This window comes from Clostridium sp. 1001271B_151109_B4, assembly GCF_015670405.1.
In the GTDB taxonomy this organism is placed as follows: domain Bacteria; phylum Bacillota; class Clostridia; order Clostridiales; family Clostridiaceae; genus Clostridium.
On record NZ_JADPBQ010000021.1, the window covers coordinates 1 to 18,509 of the forward strand.

The window sequence follows — 18,509 nt, forward strand, 5'->3', positions numbered from 1 at the left end:
TAAGTGCGGTAACGTATGTAGCTGACTGATACTAATAGGTCGAGGGCTTGACCAAATATTAAAAATAATTCATATGCAATTTTCAGAGAATAAATTCTCTAAGAATAATCCGCGATAGCTCAATGGTGGAGCATTCGGCTGTTAACCGACAGGTTGGAGGTTCGAGTCCTCTTCGCGGAGCCAAATAAAGCTAGAAGTAATTCTAGCTTTATTTTTTTATATAAATAAATGAAAAATATATAAATTTATCATTTATTTGAGTAAAATAAAAAATAATTAATCTAATATTAATAAGGGGTAAAAATATGGAAGTTATAATTATTGGAGCTGGTAAGGTTGGATATACCTTAGCTAAATTTCTTTCTAAAGAGGAGGATAATATAACTGTAATTGATAATAATATTGATGCATTGAATTCTATAATTGAAAAATTAGATATAATGGGGATAAAGGGGAATGGAACAAGCTTAAAAATACTTCACGAAGCTGGTATAAGTAAAGCTGATTTAGTTATATCAGTTACTGGTAGTGATGAAGTAAATATGCTTTGCTCATTAGCTGCTAAAAAATTGGGTGCTAAATATACTATAGCAAGAGTAAGAGCACCACAATATTCTGAAGAGATATTAATGCTTAAAGATGAATTAGGAATTGACTTAGTAATAAATCCGGAAAAGGAAGCTGCTTTAGAAATAGCAAAATTAATAAAATTCCCATCCGTTAGAAGTGTAGATACATTTGCAAGAGGAAAAGTTCATTTAGTAGGATTTACAATACTTGAGGGTGATGGATTAGATGGAGAAGCCATACAAAATATAAAATATTTAAAGGATTCTATATTAATTTCAGGCGTAGAAAGGGATGGCGAAATATATATACCAAGTGGTGATTTTGTTTTACATAAGAATGATAAATTATATGTAATAGGTGAACATAAAAAAATTAAAGTTTTTTTCAAAAGATTAGGGAAATTTCAAGATAAAATAAAGAACCCATTAATAATAGGTGGAGGAAGAATTACACATTATTTAGTAAATATAATAGATAGCTTACGAGTAACTGCTAAAATAATTGAATTAGACTTAGATAAATGTATTGAATTAAATGAGACTTTACCAGAAGCAATTGTTATAAATGGCGATGGGACTGATCATGAATTATTATTATCAGAAAACCTACAAGAAGCAGATGCTTTTATTGCGTTAACAGGTAGAGATGAAGAAAATGTATTAACGTCTTTATTTGCTATTAATAATAATGTGAAAAATGTTATAACTAAGGTTACTAGATTTAATTATAATGTAATAGCTAAAAATGTAGGAATAGACACTATAATAAGTCCTAAAGCTATAACTGCAAATAAAATATTAAAATATATACGTTTTTTAAAGAATAAAAAGAAGTGTTGTATAGAAAATATTTATAAGATATTTGATGAACAAGCTGAGGCTATTGAATTTTTAGTTAGGAAAGATGTGAAATTTTTAAATAAAAAATTAAAAGATATAAATATAATTAGTGATATAATTATTGCTACTATAGTTAGGAATGATAAGATAATTATTCCATCTGGGGATGATAAAATTGAAATTGGCGATAGAGTAATAATTATAACTAAAAAAGATAAACTTGTTGATATTAACGATATAGTAGTGGGAGGTCATAAATAATGAATTTTCCTGCTATATTAAATATATTAGGTCATGTAATAAAATATGAACTATTATTATTATTAATACCATTTGCTGTAGCACTTTTTTATGGTGATGGAGATGCTAGTGCATTTTTATATACGATATTAATAATGATTCCTATATATATAATTCTTATAAGAATAAAGGGAAAAAAGAAACAGATATACGCTAAAGAAGGATTTTTAACTGTTGGGTTAGCATGGATAGTAATTTCATTTTTTGGAGCATTGCCATTTATGTTTAATGGTGCTATTCCATCACTTGTGGATGCATTTTTTGAAACTTCGTCAGGATTTACGACAACGGGCGCATCTATATTAACAGAAATTCAATCTTTACCAAAAGGAATATTATTTTGGAGAAGTTTTACTCACTGGGTTGGAGGAATGGGATTCCTTATATTTATATTAGCTTTAATGCCATCATTTGGTGGAAATACAATATATTTATTAAAAGCAGAGAGTCCAGGGCCTACTCCAGGTAAAATAGTGCCTAAAATTAAGCAAACTGCAAAAATATTATATGCAATTTACTTTGTATTAACAGTTATAGAAACTATATTTTTAAAATTTGCAGGTATGTCATGGTATGATGCAATTATACATGCTTTAGGGACAGCTGGAACAGGTGGATTTTCTAATATGAATGCAAGTGTAGCTGCATTTAATAATCCAACAGTAGATTGGATTATCACAGTTTTTATGCTTTTATTTGGTGTAAATTTTGTTTTATATTTCCAATTAATTAAAGGTAATTTTAAAGCATTCTTCAGGAGTGAGGAGTTGAAATGGTATTTAATTGCTGTTTTTGGAGCAATTGCTATTATAGCAATTAATATAATACCTTTTAATAATGGAGATGTAACTAGGTCAATAAGAGATTCGGCATTCCAAGTGGCATCTGTAGTAACTACGACAGGTTATGCAACAGCAGACTTTAATTTATGGCCAACTCTTAGTAAAATGATTTTGGTAATGCTAATGTTCATGGGAGCAATGGCTGGGTCTACGGGTGGAGGAATTAAAACTGTAAGAATAGTAATAATTATTAAAGCTATAAGAAGAGAAATTGATAAGATATTACACCCGCGAAGAGTTAAAAGTGTAAAAATAGATGGAAATGTAGTAGAGGAAGAAACTATATCAGGAGTATTTATATTTATATTTGCATATATAGTTATTGCACTTATAGCTATATTTATAGTTTCTTTTGATAATTTTGATGTTACTACTACAGTCACATCTGTGATAGCAACTTTAAGTAATATATGACCAGGACTTGAAATGGTAGGGCCTACAGGAAACTATTCGGCTTTTTCAGATTTAAGTAAGATAGTATTATCGTTTTGTATGCTTGCTGGAAGACTTGAAATATATCCTATGCTTATATTATTTAGTCCTTCACTTTGGAAAAAAAGATATTAATATTTGCCTCTGGGGTCAATCCAAAAAATGGATTGACCCCAGAGGCATTTTAATAATAATATATTAAGTATATAATTAATAATAGTGAAAGGGAGGAATGTTTTATGTTATCTCGTGAAATTGCACAAAAGGTGCTTGGAAGATGTTTAATAACTGGTGGGGATTTTGCTGAAATATTTGAAGAAGATAGTTTAGACAACTCAATTAGTATATTAAATGGAAAGGTTGAAAATTCTATAGGAGGAAGAACTTATGGAATTGGAATTAGAATATTTAAGGGGTTAAAGAGTGTATATGCATATACAAATAATAATAGTTTAACTTCACTTTTAAATGTTGCTCAAAAGGCTGCAATGGCATTAGGTGAATTAAAAGAAGAAAAAATGATAGTTATTAATGAAAGAGAAAATATAAATTTAAATCCGATAATTATAACTCCATCATCTATAGAACTTAATAAGAAAATTGGTGTGATGAAAGTAGCATATGATGCTGCTAAAAACTATCACAGTGAAATAGTTCAAGTAGGAGTAGGATATGCTGATAAAGAGCAACATATATTAATTGCCAATACAGAGGGATTATATACAGAAGATAAGAGAACAAGAACAAGATTAACTGTAAACGCTATAGCATCTGCTAATGGAGAAAACCAAACTGGTTTTGAGGGGCCAGGAAGACATATGGGATTTGAAATGTTTAATGAAGTAAATCCTGAGTATTATGGAAGAGAGGCTGCTAAGCAAGCATATACTATGTTACATGCTAAAAATTGTCCAGCAGGAAGAATGACAGTTGCAATAGATAATGGGTTTGGTGGAGTTATTTTCCATGAGGCTTGCGGACATTCACTAGAAGCTACAGCTGTAGCAAAAGGAAATTCTGTGTTCACAGGAATGTTAGGAAAGCAAATAGCATCTACAAAAGTAACAGCAATAGACGATGGAACAATTCCAAATGCATGGGGATCTTTAAATATAGATGATGAAGGTAATAAGACTCAAAAGAATGTTCTTATTGAAAATGGAATCTTAAAATCTTATATGATAGATAAATTAAATGGACGTAGAATGGGTATGAAAGCTACAGGAAGTGGTAGAAGACAAAGTTATAAATTTGCACCTACATCAAGAATGACTAATACTTATATTGCAAATGGTGATGATAATCCAGAAGATATAATTAAATCTATAAGCAATGGGTTATATGCTAAAAAAATGGGTGGAGGATCAGTTAACCCAGTTACAGGGGAATTTAATTTTGCTGTTTCAGAAGGATATCTAGTTAAGAATGGTATTATTCAAGAGCCGGTTAGAGGAGCTAGTTTAATTGGTAAGGGTAGTGATATATTAATGGATATAGACATGGTTGGTAATAATATGACTCAAGGTCAAGGTATGTGTGGATCATCTTCAGGTACTATAGCAGCAAATGTTGGTCAGCCAATGATAAGAGTAAAAGAAATAACAGTAGGTGGAAGATAGGAGGGGAGTATATGGAACTAAATTTATTTGTAAATAGTTTATTTAAAAAAGCTAAAGAGGCTGGATTCACAGAGTATGAAGTATATTATGTTGATAGAGAAAGCTTAAGTATTAGTGTTTATAAGGAAGAAGTAGAAAAGTACAATTTAAATAATTCTGCAGGATTATCTTTTAGGGGAAAATTTGGAGATAGAATAGGGTATTCTTATACAGAAATATTAGATCAAGATGCTATAGAAATGCTTGTAAAAAAAGCTAAGGAAAATGTATTAGCAATTGAAAATAATGATATTCAATTTATTTATGAAGGTGATAGGGAATATAAAGAAATCAGTACTTATCATGATGCTTTAGAAAATTTAGCACCAGATAAATTAATTAATATTGCAATAAATATGGAAAAGGAAGCTAAGAAATATTGTGATAAAGTTGAAAGCTTTAGTGGATGTGCAATATCATATAGCTCAGGAAATTATGGAATAATAAACTCTAAGGGATTAAACTTAAAAAACAAATCTAATTTATTAACAGCGTATGTTGTTCCAATAGTAAAAGATGGGGATAATATGTATGATGGCTGTGGATATGTAGTTGCTAAATCATTAGATGAGGTTGATCCTGTAAAAATAGCAAAAATGGGAGTTGATGAAGCATTAAGTAAGATTGGTGCAAGTTCAGTTCCAGCAGGTAATTATAAGGTTATTATAAATAATGAAGCAATGGTATCACTTTTATCAACATTTGCAGGAATATTTAGTGGAGATGCAGTTCAAAAGGGATTAAGCTTGTTAAAAGGAAAAGAAGGGGAAAAAATAGCTTCTGATATAGTTAATTTAGTTGATGATCCGCATTTAAAAGATGGTTTAGCATCAGTTGCATTTGATGATGAAGGTGTGGCTACAGCAAAAACTTATTTAATACAAGATGGAAAATTAAATACTTTACTTCATAATTTAAAGACTGCTAATAAAGCAGGAGTAAAATCAACTGGTAATGGATTTAAATCATCATATGCTTTTCCTATATCAGTATCACCAACAAACTTCTATATTGAGCCAGGAGTTAATTCTTTAGAGGAAATGACTAAGAAAATTGATAAAGGATTAATAATTACAGATCTTGCAGGGTTACATTCAGGTGCAAACTCTATAACTGGGGATTTTTCTTTAGCAGCAAAAGGTTTTTATGTAGAAAATGGAGTTAAAACTCATCCAGTAGAACAAATAACAGTTGCAGGAAATTTCTTTACATTATTAACTGATATAGAAGAAGTAGGTAGTGATTTGAAGTTCCCTATGAGTAGTGTAGGTAGTCCAAGTGTTATGATAAAGGAGCTTTCCATCGCAGGAGAGGGGTCAAAGAATGAATAAATATGACTTAGTTATAATTGGAGCAGGAGCATCAGGGTTATCAGCAGGAGTAAGTGCATTAAAGTCTGGGATTAAAGATGTTTTAATTTTAGAAAAGGAAGATGTATTAGGTGGTAATTTAAATTTATTTATTGATAATGGGTTTGGAGAATATTATTTAAATAAAACTGTTACTGGTCCAGAGCTTGGAAGTATTTTAATAAAGGATTATAAAGCGTTAGAAGGAAAATACAAATTAAATACAAGGGTTTTAGAAATTAATAGAGATAAAGTTATTACTTATGTAAACCCAGAAGAAGGAATTCAAGAAATAGAAGCAAAATCAATAATATTAGCGGCTGGATGTAGAGAGAAATATACGGGTAATATTTTAATTCCTATTCATAAATTTACTGGAATATTTACTACTGGATCTGCACATAGATTAGTTAATTATAGTGGTTATTTACCAGGAAAAGAAACAATTATTTCCGGAAATGATCTATGGACTCTTATTGTGGCAAGGAGATTAGTAATAGAAGGCGCAAAGGTAAAAGGAATAGTTACGGAAAGAAAGTGTTTTAATAGAGATGAACTAGAAATAATTAATGGATTTAATATACCTATAATATATCAAAGTGAAGTTATTGATATTGAGGGTATTGAGAGAGTTAATTTAGTAAGGATTAAAAACCTTTATAATGAAGAGATTAAGTCTATTAATTGTGATTCATTGATTTTATCAGTAGGATATTTACCTGATAGTGATTTTGTAAAGAAAATTAGTATTATGATGGATGGAAATTATATAAAAAATAAAGATAATCATACATCTGTTGAGGGGATATTTATATCTGGAACCATGGAAAAGGGAATTGATGCATTATTAAACAGTGGTGAAAATGGGATAAAGGTTGGGAAACAAGCAGCAAAATACTTAGAAGAGTTGAGAGTGAATAGCTAAGAGATAAGGTAGAAACTCCTTAGGGAGTTTCTACAAAAAAATTATAACTGGTCATTTGAAATTTACTACACTGCTATTTTAGTTATTCATTATAGCTTGAAGCTGATGATTAGTATTACTTTAAAAATTACAAAACTAATTAGTTAAATTTATTTTCAGCAGTTTCTACTAGTAAGTCTTGACCTTCAGGGCTAAAATGAATGCCATCAACGTATAGATACTCATGTTGTTTGGCATCTATTGTAGCAGAATAAAAATCAATATAGTCTAATGAGTATTTATTACATAGATTAAGTAAAGCCTCTTTTAAACGTGGTAAATTATCTTGGCAGTAATCGTAAGTATCACATTTCATAAAAAGTTTATTTGCTAGATTGGGTATTATATTTGGAGGAAAACCTATAATTATATTTATGTTTTCTTTTAATGAATCCTTAACCATTAACTCAATATTATCAGTAATAGATTGTACACTTCTGTTAGAAAGTAAATCATTTGTACCACCCATAATAAATAAATCAGTGGGATTTAAATCGAGTACATCCTTTTGAAATCTAACAAGCATATCGGTAGTCGTACTTCCATTTACACCCTTATTAAATAAAGATAAATTATATTTAGTTTTTAATTTATAAACCCAATTATCTTTAGGTTTTACACCATAACCATAAATTAAACTATCTCCTAAAAATACGTATTTTCTCATAAGTAATTAACCTCCTTTAAAATAACTTATTAAAACAATTTTTACAAATAAGAGTTTTACCTTTATCGGCAGTAACGAAATTACTTTCTTTTAAAATACAATTGCAAATAGAACACTTCTTTGATGAGGATAACCTTTCTTTTGGAGAAGATGAGTTATTTAATTTGCTTTTAGTCTTTGAAATTTCAGTAGATTTTTTTAATGAAGAATATAATCTTTTTTCATCACAAGTATTTTTTTCTATAATTGAATATGAAATTGAAAATTTACTTTCACCAAAAAGTTCTAATTCAAATCTTGGATTTTCCTTATCATAAAACTCTTCAACAATTATTCTACGAATCTGAGCATCATTGACTATAAGTCCACTTTTTTCAATTCCATCAAATATACTTTTAGTTATATTTGCAGTATCAGGGTGACGCTTTTCACTTTTATAATAAACTTTTAATACTGCTATAAGTGATTCTTCTAATATTATTTCTGGATTTTGACTTCTTGCATAATATGCTATTTCTTCTTCATAAAGAGCATATTTATCATGTGATTTTCCTGTATTATAAGGTAAAATAGCTCTACCATCTTTATTATGTAATTTAAAATTTGATTTAGTAATAGGCGAGCCTAAAACTATTACTTTTGCATAAGGTTTCATATGTAATTCTCCTAAAGTTTTTTAAAGTAAAGTGTATATAATATAAAAGATGTTAATAATTATTAATGGATAACCTAAATGAAAAATAATTATTAAGAAATCCTTAAAAATCCATAAAAAGAAATAAAAAATAATGAATATTTTTTTTGAAAAGTATATAATACTCATTAGTATTAAATCTACAAATAAGTATTTATTATATTTCAACTATACATGAGAGAATTTATATTAACAAGTAATAATTTGATTATGTAATACGATTACGATATAATACAGATTGGTATTATTCAGTAAAAAAGAAGAGGTAAGAATAGATGGAAGATAAATATATTTTAGCTATAGAATCAAGTTGTGATGAAACTTCAGCAGCAGTTGTAGTAAACGGAAGAGAAGTATTGTCAAATGTAATTGCTTCACAAATAAGTACACATGAAATGTATGGAGGAGTAGTTCCAGAGGTTGCTTCAAGGATGCATATAGAAGCTGTTAGTGGAGTTGTTGAAGAAGCTTTATTAGAGGCTAATGTTACTTTAGATAAAATTGATGCAATTGGTGTTACATATGGACCAGGATTAGTTGGAGCCTTATTAGTTGGGTTACAATTTGCAAAGGGGCTAGCATTTTCAAGCAAGAAACCTTTAATAGGAGTGAATCATATTGAAGGACATATTTGTGCAAATTACATACAGCATAAGAATTTAAAACCACCTTTTGTTTCTTTAGTAGTTTCAGGAGGGCATACTTTTATAGTCCATGTTAAGGATTATGGAAAGTATGAAGTAATAGGTCAAACAAGAGATGATGCAGCTGGTGAAGCATATGATAAGGTTGCAAGAGCTTTAGGACTTGGATATCCAGGTGGGCCTAAAATTGATAAGTTAGCGAAAGAAGGAAATCCAAAAGCAATAGTATTTCCTAAGGCTAATTTCCATGAAGAAACATTAGATTTTTCATTTAGTGGTGTTAAATCTGCAGTACTTAATTATTTAAATAAGTGCAAAATGCAAAATATTGAAGTAAATAAAGCTGATGTTGCAGCATCGTTCCAGCAAGCAGTAGTTGATGTATTAAAAGATAATGTTTTATTAACATGCAAAAAGAAAAATGTAAAAACTATTGCAATTGCAGGTGGAGTTGCTTCAAATTCAACATTAAGAGAAACACTTACTAATGCTGCATCAAAGAGAGGAATAGAGGTTTTATTCCCAGCACCAATTTTATGTACAGATAATGCAGCAATGATCGGAAGTGCAGCTTATTTTAATTTTGTTAATGGAAAAATTAGTAATTTAAATTTAAATGCTAAACCAAATTTAAAATTGTAGTTATGTAGATTTGAGTATACGATTTGTAGAGGGATACATATACTTAAAAAACTTAAATATATTTATAAAAAATATAAGTTAAGGATGTATGGGGAGAGAAGGCAATGAATTTTTTACCTTATTCAAATGGGGTACGTAAAGTAAGTATGAAAAAACATAGAAGTCCTAAAGAAAAATTTAAAATTGTAGTCATTATAATGGTTGCTATTTTAATTATTGGGATTGTTACTCAAAATGTGGTTGACTTTATTGATGGGGAAAGATTAAAAAAGAGGGTAAACTATACTACAGTAGATGAATTAAGAATGGATTACAGAATTGAAGGGGAAGGTAGCTATACTATTATTTTTGATGGTGATATCGGGACTACTTTAGAAGAATGGACACCTATTGTAGAAGAATTAAAAGAAAATGATAGTGTTAGAACTTTTGTTTATAACAGGCAAGGGTATGGATATAGTGATATATCATCATCGGGAAGGACACCGGAAGAGCAAGCTAGGGATTTAAAAATATTATTAAGAAAAGCCGGACTTTCTGGACCATATATTATTGTAGGTGAAGGGTATGGTTCTTTGGTATTAACAAGCTTTGCAGAGCAATTTAAGGATTCAGTTGCGGCAGCCATAATGATTGATCCTATTAATGAACAAGTTATTCAAACAAAAGATTATAGAAAAAGTCAAACGTTAACTAAAATACGAAGAAGTATTGAAAAGATAGGTTCAAAATGTGGACTTACAATGTTATTAGATAAATTAAATTTAGATGTTAATTTAGAGGATTATGAATCAGGTCTTTTAGATAAGAATAAAGAGGAATTTTTAGCACTAAGAACTAAATCAAAGTATACAACGGCAGTTTATAATGAACTTAAAAATATACTGACTGGTACAAGCAACAGTCAAGTTGATGGAGTGTTTTCTGATGTGCCATATTATTTATTGACTAGAGATGAGAATGATCCATTGAAGAGTTTAGGTAGTGAAGAATTAACTGATATATATGTAAGTAGCTGTGAAAAAGATTATTTACCATTAAATGATAAAGATAATGTTTTGTTAGCTATAAGACAAACGGTTAAAAAACTACAAGAAATTGAAGCAGCAAATAAAGCAAGTAATAAAAATTAAAGCCGATAAATATCGGCTTTATTTTTTTGATAAAAAAGAATTAATATTTACTATTTGTCATATATTTGACACATACAGTGGTTATATTATAAGTATCAAATAAATGAAAAAATAATTTAAATATAAATTAAAGGAGTTAGTATATATGGATAATGAGAATATTTATGACGCTGCGTATAGTGAGACACAGATAATCGAAGAGGGGGAAGTAAAAAGTAATTTTGAAGAACAACATAAGAAAAAAAATAGTAAGAAAAAAAGAGGAAATGGAAACGGATTTGCTAAATATATCGCAATAGCTCTTATTTGTTCTTTATTTGGAGGAGTAATTGGTTCAGGAATTACTTATATTATAGCAGGTAAAGGTAGTAGCACTACTCAATCAAATAATAGTGTAGTAACAGATCCAGTATCTTTTGCAACAGATAATGCGGCTTTATCTGCAGCAGATATATATAAGAAAGTAGCACCTGCAGTTGTTATGGTATCAACAAAATCAGTTCAAAGTGTTAATGGTTGGTTCCAACAAGAAACTGAAGGTATGGGATCAGGATTTATAATTAATGAGGATGGATATATTTTAACAAACTATCATGTAATTGATGGAGCAAAGGAAGTTACAGTAACATTAAGTGATGATAGAGAAGTTACAGCTTCAGTGGTTAATTATGATGCCGATCAAGACGTAGCTATGATAAAAATTAATGGTGATATAGAAGTTCCTGGAGTAGTAGAATTAGGAGATTCAGATGCATTACAACCAGGTGAAGAAGTATTAGCAATTGGAAATCCATTATCAAAGGAATTATCATCAACATTAACAAAAGGAATAATAAGTGCATTAAATAGAAGTGTTGAAACTCAATCAGGTGTTAGCAGTAATTTAATTCAAACAGATACAGCTATTAATTCAGGTAATAGTGGTGGTCCATTAATAAACACTAAAGGTGAAGTTATTGGAATTAATACATTAAAAGCTAGTGATGGAGCAGAAGGTATTGGATTTGCAATTCCAATTAATGATGTTAAAGATAAAATAGATTCATTATCTAAGCCAATACTAAATTTAGGTGTTTCAATTAGAGTAGTTGATGAATCTTTAGCTAAACAATTAAACTTAGAAGAAGGTTTATATGTTGTAGAAGTTAATGAATATTCACCAGCTGAAAAAGCAGGATTAAAGGGTGGTGACTTAATAGTTAAAGCTGATGGTAGTAGAATAAAGACTTTTGAGGAGTTACAAGAAGTTAAAAACTCTAAGGAAGAAGGCGATACTATTAATATTGAATATATTAGAGATGGGAAAACTAAAAATGCTACTATAACATTGACATCAACATCATCTTCAGAATCAACAACAAATTAGTAATAAGTTATAAATAAAATAGACCATGTGGCTTAGTAAGGCTACATGGTCTATTTATTTTTATTTTAAAATGTGTTCATAAGCTTTTAATGTAGAAATAGCAGTATTCTTCCAAGTGAAGTTTAAGCTATTTTTATAACCTCTCTCACCATATTCAATTAATAAATCAGAAGAATTTAATAATTGAAGCATTGAAGAAGCTAATTCATCCTTGTTGTTTGGATTAATTAAAATTGCAGTATCAGAAGTAACTTCTGGTATTGATGTCAAATTAGATGTTATAACAGGAGTACCACAGCTCATTGCCTCAAGTGGAGGAAGACCAAAACCTTCATAAAGTGAAGGATAAATAAACAGTTCACATGCATTGTAAAAATAAGGTAAATCATCATCTGTAACAAAGCCAGTGAATATTACTTTATCATCAATATATAGATCTTTACATAAGCTTTGCAATTTGACACCTTCATCACGGACAGAGCCACATAACACAAGTTTATAATCTTTATTTAGTGATTTATATATGCTATTAAAGGATAATATAAGCTCTCTGACATTTTTTCTAGTACTAAAACCACCTATATATAATAAAAATGGTGAAGAAATATGATATTTATTTTTTATATAATCAATGCAAACTTGTTTATCTAAAGGCCTATAATTGGAATTTGCGGCTAAAGGGGTAACAAATATTTTATCTTCATTTACTGAAGGAAAGAACTTTAATATATCTTTCTTTGAGTATTCAGATACAGTTAAGATTGCTTTAGAATTATTAACTATTAGGGGCATATCCCTAAGAAATCTTTCTAAATATCCCCTACCAACAGTCTCTGGTAAGATATAAGGTATTAAATCATGTATAGTGACTATTACTGGTGAAGTATATGATGTATTTAATCCAATTCCATTTTGAGGTATATGATGTAAATCTATATTATTTTCTTCGATATAACTTGGATAGTAATAATCTTCATAGAATGTTCCATGTTTTTTTGAAGTAAAAATTATTTTTGAATTATCTTTTTTAAACTCTCTATAATTTTCACCTGCCCAAAAAACAGAATAAGTATTTTTTTGATCTATATTAAGAAGCTCTCTGAGAAGATTTTCTGTGTAAGTACCTATACCAGAACCCTTATATAAATTAATCCCTCTAGCATCTATTGATAATTTCAAAGCATAACGCCTCCTAAAAAAACCTATAATATTATAAATATTAAATTAAAGTAATTTATGTGATAGTAAACACAATGAAATAAAAAATTTCATATAATACAAGGAAGAAAGCTTTAGGAGTAAGCAATGAATAAGGAAAAGTTAAAGGAATCTATAGAATCTAATTATGATATTAAGGTGCTAGCTATAGAGAAAGTGAAAAATAGTTATAGATTAGAAACTGAAAATACTAATTATGCTATAAAAATAATAGAGTATGATTTTCCACATTTTTATTTTATTTTATCTGCAATAGAACATCTTCAAAAAAGGGAATTTCATAAAATACCTAAAATATTAAATAATAAGGATGGAACAAAGTATATTCAATTGGAAAATAGTTATGCTTATTTAACAGAATGGATACCATCTAGAGTAAGTAATTATGATAATCCTATTGAATTATCAAAGGTTGCTCAAAAGCTAGGAGAGCTTCATACCTGTAGTACAGGTTTTAATATAAATAATGATATGAAACCAAGAATAGGATGGTATTCATGGATAAATGTTTTTAATACAAGATGCAATGAGATATTGGATTTTAAAAATAGAATAAACCAAAAAGCATATAAATCAAAATTTGATTATATTTATTTAAGTAATATAGAGGCAGAATTAGAGAGAGGAAAAGAATCAATAGAAAATTTGAAAAGGCATAAATACATTGAAATAATGGATAAAGAAGTAATGAAGATGGGATTTTGTCATCATGATTATGCACATCATAATATATTAGTTGATGATAATGATGAATTGAATATTATTGATTTTGATTATTGTATTTTAGATTCACATTTGCATGATTTATCATCATTATTAATTAGAGCTATGAAGGGTGCTAAGTGGGGTAAGGAGAAGGCAGATTTAATTATTAAAAATTACTGTAAAAGTAATGGATTATATGAAGATGAATTTAAATTAATAGGTGATTTTATAAGGTTTCCACAAACATTTTGGCAAATAGGTATTCAGTATTATTGGGAGCAACAACCTTGGGGAGAAAGTTTTTTTGAAGAAAAAATAAATAAATATCTAGAAGATGTTGAGTATAGAGAAGAGTTTTTAGATTCATATTTCAAATAAAGAGGTGGATGATATTTGGATATAATAGAATTTTTAAATGGTAATGGTATTATTGTTGGAGAAGAAAACTTTCCTAGGGGTAGTAAGAAAAAATATATGTGGGATATCGAATATCAAATAAAGTTAATGGTAGAAATTCAAAAAATAATGATGGGAAAAAAATCATATATAATTCCTAGGATAGAAAGTTCAATTGGACATGAAGTAGAAACATTTATTGTACAAGCTAAAAAAACTTCTAAAATGTTAAAGTTAGTTGAAGAAAAGGTTTCTAAAAATGATTTTGATTATTTTATTATTGAGGAAGGAAAGAAAATTTTAGATAGAGCTAATAGGTCTTTAGATACATTAGATGAGAATGAATACTTAAAAATAATAGTAAGGAGTATGAATAATTATGAGGTATGCTTAGGAAGAGTAGATGAAGGAAATTTAAAAAAAGAAGGAATGGCAATTTGTATAAGAACAATAAGATATATTTCATATAATATGATTGAACATGATTGCTATAGCTATATAAAAAGGTTAAAAAGAAGGGGGTATAGTGGAGATATTGTTAATATAATAAATAAGTTTGCAGAAGAGGCAAGATTGGAAAGTGAAAGCAAAAATTATATTAAAGTACTAGCAAATTATCCTGTAGAGTCAATAAAAGTATTATCAAAACTAAGGTACGATAGGGAACGATTTACCGATGATGAATGGGTAAAGGAGATTAATATGTCTCAAAGTATAGATGGTATTGAGCTTTTATGAATGGAGGAACAAGATGAATAAATTTAGATATATAGATAAAAAAATATTATGTAGCTATGACTTAAGCGAAGAATTTTTTCAAGAGCTAGGGGTAAAGGTATATGATATTATTCCCTTAAGAAAAGTATTTGTAATTTTCACAGATAAGGGTAAAAAAATATTAAAAAGAATTAACTCATCAGAAGAAAGAGTTGAATTTATAAATAAGGCTTTAAATATAATCAAAGAAAAAGATAATTATGTACTTCAATATTGTACTAATTCAAAGGGAGAAATAATCACTAAGTGGCATGGAAAATCTTTTGTATTATTAGATATGATAGATGGAAGAGAAGCTACATTTACAAACCCTATTGAAGTTGAATGGTGTACGAAATCTTTAGCTAATTTTCATAAAGCATCAAAAGGAATAATTAATAATTTAAATGAAAAAGAAGTTAATTTAAACAGTTCAAGAAATTTAATTTATGAATTTCTAAATGATTTATGTATTATAACAGAAATTGAAAGAGTAGTTAGCAAATTTAATTATAAAAATGAATTTGATTTAATATTTCTAGATAATGTAGCAAAGGCAAAAAATGATTTAAATAAGTGTATTAATTTATTAACTGAGGGACCATATAATGCGTTATATGTTGAAAAGGATAATTATGTATTATGTCACCTAGATTTGGCTCATCATAATTTTATAATAGAGGATAACGAAATAAACATGATTGATTTTGATTATTGTAAATTAGGCATAAAGGTGCTGGATATATATAATTATATTGTTAAAGTTATAAAAAATTATGCCTATAATAAAGAGATAGTGGTTAAAATAATAAATGATTATAATGAAATTTTTGAAATATCAATTAAAGAGAAGAAAATAATTTTTGCATTATTAAATTATCCAAGGGACTTTATAAATATTTCAATGGATTATTATTTAAAACAAAAGTCCTGGGATGAAGAGGTGTTTATTAGTAGATTTAGGGATAAGATTGAAAATGATACTTTTAGAACCGAATTATTAAGGAACTTAAATAAAAATTTAGAATAAAATTAAAGGGACTATGCTAACGCATAGTCCTTTTTGTGTATATTACTTTATAAAAATAAGTGTTAGAACTTTATTATGCTTTCATAAGCCTTTATAGTATTTAAAGCTGTATTTTTCCAAGAATAATTATTGCTAGTAGACAAACCTCTTTCAATCATAGTCAATTTTAAAAAGCTATCAGTCAATACACGCTCCATCGAATAGCAGAGTTCATCAATATCATTAGGATCTATTAGTATAGCTGAATTTCTACATACTTCTGGGAGTGAAGTGACATTAGAAGCTATTACCGGTACCCCACAAGCCATTGCTTCAAGTGGAGGTAGTCCAAATCCCTCATAAAATGAAGGATATACTAAAAATTCACATGCATTATAAAAAATAGGTAAATCATTTAATGGAATAAAGTCAGTAAATATTACTGAATTAGAGATACCTAATTCTATTGCTTTATTTTTATAGATTTCATATGATATTCCCTTTTTACCTGTTATTACAATTTTTAAATTTTCTTTTAAATTATCTTTTAAAAGAGAAAAAGCCTCTAAAATACCAATTATATTTTTTCTAGGGCTATATCCCCCAACATACAAAATAAAGTTATCAGTTATCTTGTAATTATCCTTAATAAATTTTTTACAATAAGCCCTGTCAATTGGTCTATAAATATCTTCAGCGGCAAGATGTGTTACAAAAATTTTTTCCATTGGGAAATTAAATTCTTTGGCTATATCTAGCTTTGAAAATTCTGAAACTGTAATTATGCCATCACAATTATCTAATATTTTTGGCATTTCTTCATTGAATATTCTTAAATAACGGTCACTAACAGTCTGAGGCATTCTAAGTGGAATTATATCATGTAAGGTAATGGTCTTAGGACAATTAACATTGCCAGAAAGGCCTACACCATTTTGAGGAACGTGATATAGCTCCATATTGAAATTTTCAAGTAAATTAGGAACTTTTACATCATCCCAAAAGTTATTGTTAGAGGAGTCTTTTGTATATTCTATGGAGAAATTATCTTTAAGATTTAAATCAGAATCTTCTGGGATGAAGGTAAGATAATGATTTAAATTGTCATATTTGCTTAAATTGGTAATAAGCTGATAAGTGTAGGTTCCTATACCTGTTCCCCTATACCATTTTGCGGCTCTTCCATCGATACCAATCTTCATGATTTAATCCTTTCAAAATAGTTATAATTTATTATATTATAATAATTTAAAAATGTTAATAAAAGTAGAGATATGTACATATAAATATAAAGGGGGTGAGGAATATGATGAGAGAATTTGAAATAGAAAGACAGTTTCAAATAAAAATAGATATAATAAAAGCTAATAAAGGTATCTATTATATTAAAACTAATAAAGGTGAGCGATGTCTTAAAAAAATCAATTATGGGCCACAAAAACTTTTGTTTGTTTATGGTGCGAAAGAACATCTAATAAAAAATGGATTTGACAATGTAGATAAGTATTTTTTAAATATAGATGGTGAACCATATGCATTAGTTAATGAAGATTTATATACCTTATCAGAGTGGCTAGAAGGAAGAGAATGTGACTTCCATAACATAGAAGAAGTTAAAATTGCAGCACAAACTTTAGCAAAATTACATGAAGCATCAAAGGGATATGATCCTCCTGAAAACTCAAAATTAAAGAGTGATCTAGGAAGATGGCCAAGCCTCATGGAGAAAAGAATCAAATCATTAGATAAGATGCGTGATATGATAAGGAAAAAAAATAGGAAGAGTGATTTTGATTTATTGTATTTAAAGTCAATGGAATTTTATAAGGAAATAGGAAAGAAAGCATTAAATACTTTAAATTCTTCTGAGTATATTAAATTATGTGAAATTGCAGAACAGGAAAAGAGTTTCTGCCATCATGATTATACTTATCACAATATTATTTTAGGTAATGATAATTCTGTTAGTGTAATAGACTTTGATTATTGCAAGAGGGAAGTAAGAACATTTGATATTTCAAACTTTATGATAAAAGTTTTAAAGAGAAATAAGTGGAACATAGATTTTGCAGATGCAATTATTGACTCCTATAATAGTATTTCGAAGTTAGATGAATGTGAATATAATGTCTTATATGCATACTTACAATTTCCACAAAGGTATTGGAGATTAGCTAATAGATATTATTATAATGAAGTAAATTGGGGACAAAATACTTTTGATAGTAAATTAGAAAGTATAATTAACGAGAAAGATGAGTATTTAAAATTCTTAGATGAGTTTAAAAAGAAATATAATACAATTTAAAAGCCGGCTTTAAAGCT

The 18,509-nt window shown here is 28.3% G+C and carries 15 protein-coding genes, 1 tRNA gene and 1 pseudogene; 13 read left to right on the forward strand and 4 right to left on the reverse strand.

Going from position 1 to position 18,509, the window contains the following annotated elements; all coding sequences use genetic code 11:
- Nucleotides 1–108: 108 nt before the first annotated feature.
- From I4V63_RS12870 to I4V63_RS12895, 6 genes and pseudogenes are all read left to right on the forward strand, one after another.
- Nucleotides 109–183, forward strand: a tRNA-Asn gene (locus I4V63_RS12870).
- 107 nt (nucleotides 184–290) lie between these two features.
- Nucleotides 291–1,670, forward strand: a complete 1,380-nt coding sequence (gene trkA, locus I4V63_RS12875; protein WP_347707735.1) for a Trk system potassium transporter TrkA — start codon at nucleotides 291–293, stop codon at nucleotides 1,668–1,670.
- Nucleotides 1,670–3,118 (forward strand): annotated as a pseudogene (locus tag I4V63_RS12880) (TrkH family potassium uptake protein). Before trkA ends, I4V63_RS12880 begins: the two are co-directional and overlap by 1 nt.
- Nucleotides 3,119–3,222: 104 nt before the next feature.
- The gene (locus I4V63_RS12885; protein ID WP_196001655.1) at nucleotides 3,223–4,602 is read left to right on the forward strand and encodes a TldD/PmbA family protein; all 1,380 of its coding nucleotides are present in this window, start codon (nucleotides 3,223–3,225) and stop codon (nucleotides 4,600–4,602) included.
- 11 nt (nucleotides 4,603–4,613) lie between these two features.
- On the forward strand, nucleotides 4,614–5,972 hold the full coding sequence (locus I4V63_RS12890) for a TldD/PmbA family protein (protein ID WP_196001656.1): 1,359 nt from the start codon (nucleotides 4,614–4,616) through the stop codon (nucleotides 5,970–5,972).
- Nucleotides 5,965–6,915 (forward strand): NAD(P)/FAD-dependent oxidoreductase, encoded by a 951-nt coding sequence (locus I4V63_RS12895; RefSeq protein ID WP_196001657.1) that lies wholly within the window; start codon nucleotides 5,965–5,967, stop codon nucleotides 6,913–6,915. Before I4V63_RS12890 ends, I4V63_RS12895 begins: the two co-directional genes overlap by 8 nt.
- Nucleotides 6,916–7,054: 139 nt before the next feature.
- Here I4V63_RS12895 and I4V63_RS12900 read toward each other — a convergent pair whose 3' ends face one another.
- Both I4V63_RS12900 and I4V63_RS12905 read right to left on the reverse strand, forming a co-directional pair.
- Nucleotides 7,055–7,621, reverse strand: coding sequence for a GDSL-type esterase/lipase family protein (locus I4V63_RS12900; RefSeq protein WP_196001658.1), 567 nt, complete (start codon nucleotides 7,619–7,621; stop codon nucleotides 7,055–7,057).
- 16 nt (nucleotides 7,622–7,637) lie between these two features.
- Nucleotides 7,638–8,276: a RusA family crossover junction endodeoxyribonuclease gene (locus I4V63_RS12905; RefSeq protein WP_196001659.1), complete on the reverse strand. Its 639-nt coding sequence runs from the start codon at nucleotides 8,274–8,276 to the stop codon at nucleotides 7,638–7,640.
- 314 nt (nucleotides 8,277–8,590) lie between these two features.
- On the opposite strand from I4V63_RS12905, the gene tsaD reads away from it, so the two are divergent.
- From tsaD to I4V63_RS12920, 3 genes are all read left to right on the forward strand, one after another.
- Nucleotides 8,591–9,601 carry a tRNA (adenosine(37)-N6)-threonylcarbamoyltransferase complex transferase subunit TsaD gene (tsaD, locus tag I4V63_RS12910; protein WP_196001660.1) on the forward strand — a complete coding sequence of 337 codons (1,011 nt, stop codon included), beginning with the start codon at nucleotides 8,591–8,593 and terminating at the stop codon, nucleotides 9,599–9,601.
- 104 nt (nucleotides 9,602–9,705) lie between these two features.
- Nucleotides 9,706–10,734: an alpha/beta hydrolase gene (locus I4V63_RS12915; RefSeq protein WP_196001661.1), complete on the forward strand. Its 1,029-nt coding sequence runs from the start codon at nucleotides 9,706–9,708 to the stop codon at nucleotides 10,732–10,734.
- A 145-nt stretch (nucleotides 10,735–10,879) separates the two neighbouring features.
- Complete coding sequence (locus I4V63_RS12920; RefSeq protein WP_196001662.1) at nucleotides 10,880–12,100, forward strand: trypsin-like peptidase domain-containing protein; 1,221 nt, start codon at nucleotides 10,880–10,882, stop codon at nucleotides 12,098–12,100.
- Between the two features lie 60 nt (nucleotides 12,101–12,160).
- Here the strand turns inward: I4V63_RS12920 and I4V63_RS12925 are convergent, their stop codons facing one another.
- Nucleotides 12,161–13,279, reverse strand: coding sequence for a glycosyltransferase family 1 protein (locus I4V63_RS12925; RefSeq protein ID WP_196001663.1), 1,119 nt, complete (start codon nucleotides 13,277–13,279; stop codon nucleotides 12,161–12,163).
- A 126-nt stretch (nucleotides 13,280–13,405) separates the two neighbouring features.
- Between I4V63_RS12925 and I4V63_RS12930 the strand changes: the two genes are divergently transcribed.
- The 3 genes from I4V63_RS12930 to I4V63_RS12940 are packed head-to-tail and all read left to right on the forward strand — an operon-like array spanning nucleotide 13,406 to nucleotide 16,205.
- A complete protein-coding gene (locus I4V63_RS12930; RefSeq protein WP_196001664.1) occupies nucleotides 13,406–14,401 on the forward strand; it encodes a CotS family spore coat protein in 996 nt (331 codons plus the stop codon).
- A 15-nt stretch (nucleotides 14,402–14,416) separates the two neighbouring features.
- Complete coding sequence (locus I4V63_RS12935; RefSeq protein WP_196001665.1) at nucleotides 14,417–15,157, forward strand: hypothetical protein; 741 nt, start codon at nucleotides 14,417–14,419, stop codon at nucleotides 15,155–15,157.
- A gap of 13 nt (nucleotides 15,158–15,170) precedes the next feature.
- Entirely contained in the window at nucleotides 15,171–16,205 is a 1,035-nt protein-coding gene (locus tag I4V63_RS12940; RefSeq protein WP_196001666.1) for a CotS family spore coat protein, read from the forward strand.
- Between the two features lie 62 nt (nucleotides 16,206–16,267).
- Here the strand turns inward: I4V63_RS12940 and I4V63_RS12945 are convergent, their stop codons facing one another.
- The gene (locus I4V63_RS12945) at nucleotides 16,268–17,386 is read right to left on the reverse strand and encodes a glycosyltransferase family 1 protein (protein ID WP_196001667.1); all 1,119 of its coding nucleotides are present in this window, start codon (nucleotides 17,384–17,386) and stop codon (nucleotides 16,268–16,270) included.
- Nucleotides 17,387–17,490: 104 nt separating this feature from the next.
- Here I4V63_RS12945 and I4V63_RS12950 point away from each other — a divergent pair, with 104 nt between their 5' ends.
- On the forward strand, nucleotides 17,491–18,492 hold the full coding sequence (locus tag I4V63_RS12950; protein WP_196001668.1) for a CotS family spore coat protein: 1,002 nt from the start codon (nucleotides 17,491–17,493) through the stop codon (nucleotides 18,490–18,492).
- The last annotated feature ends 17 nt before the right edge of the window (nucleotides 18,493–18,509 follow it).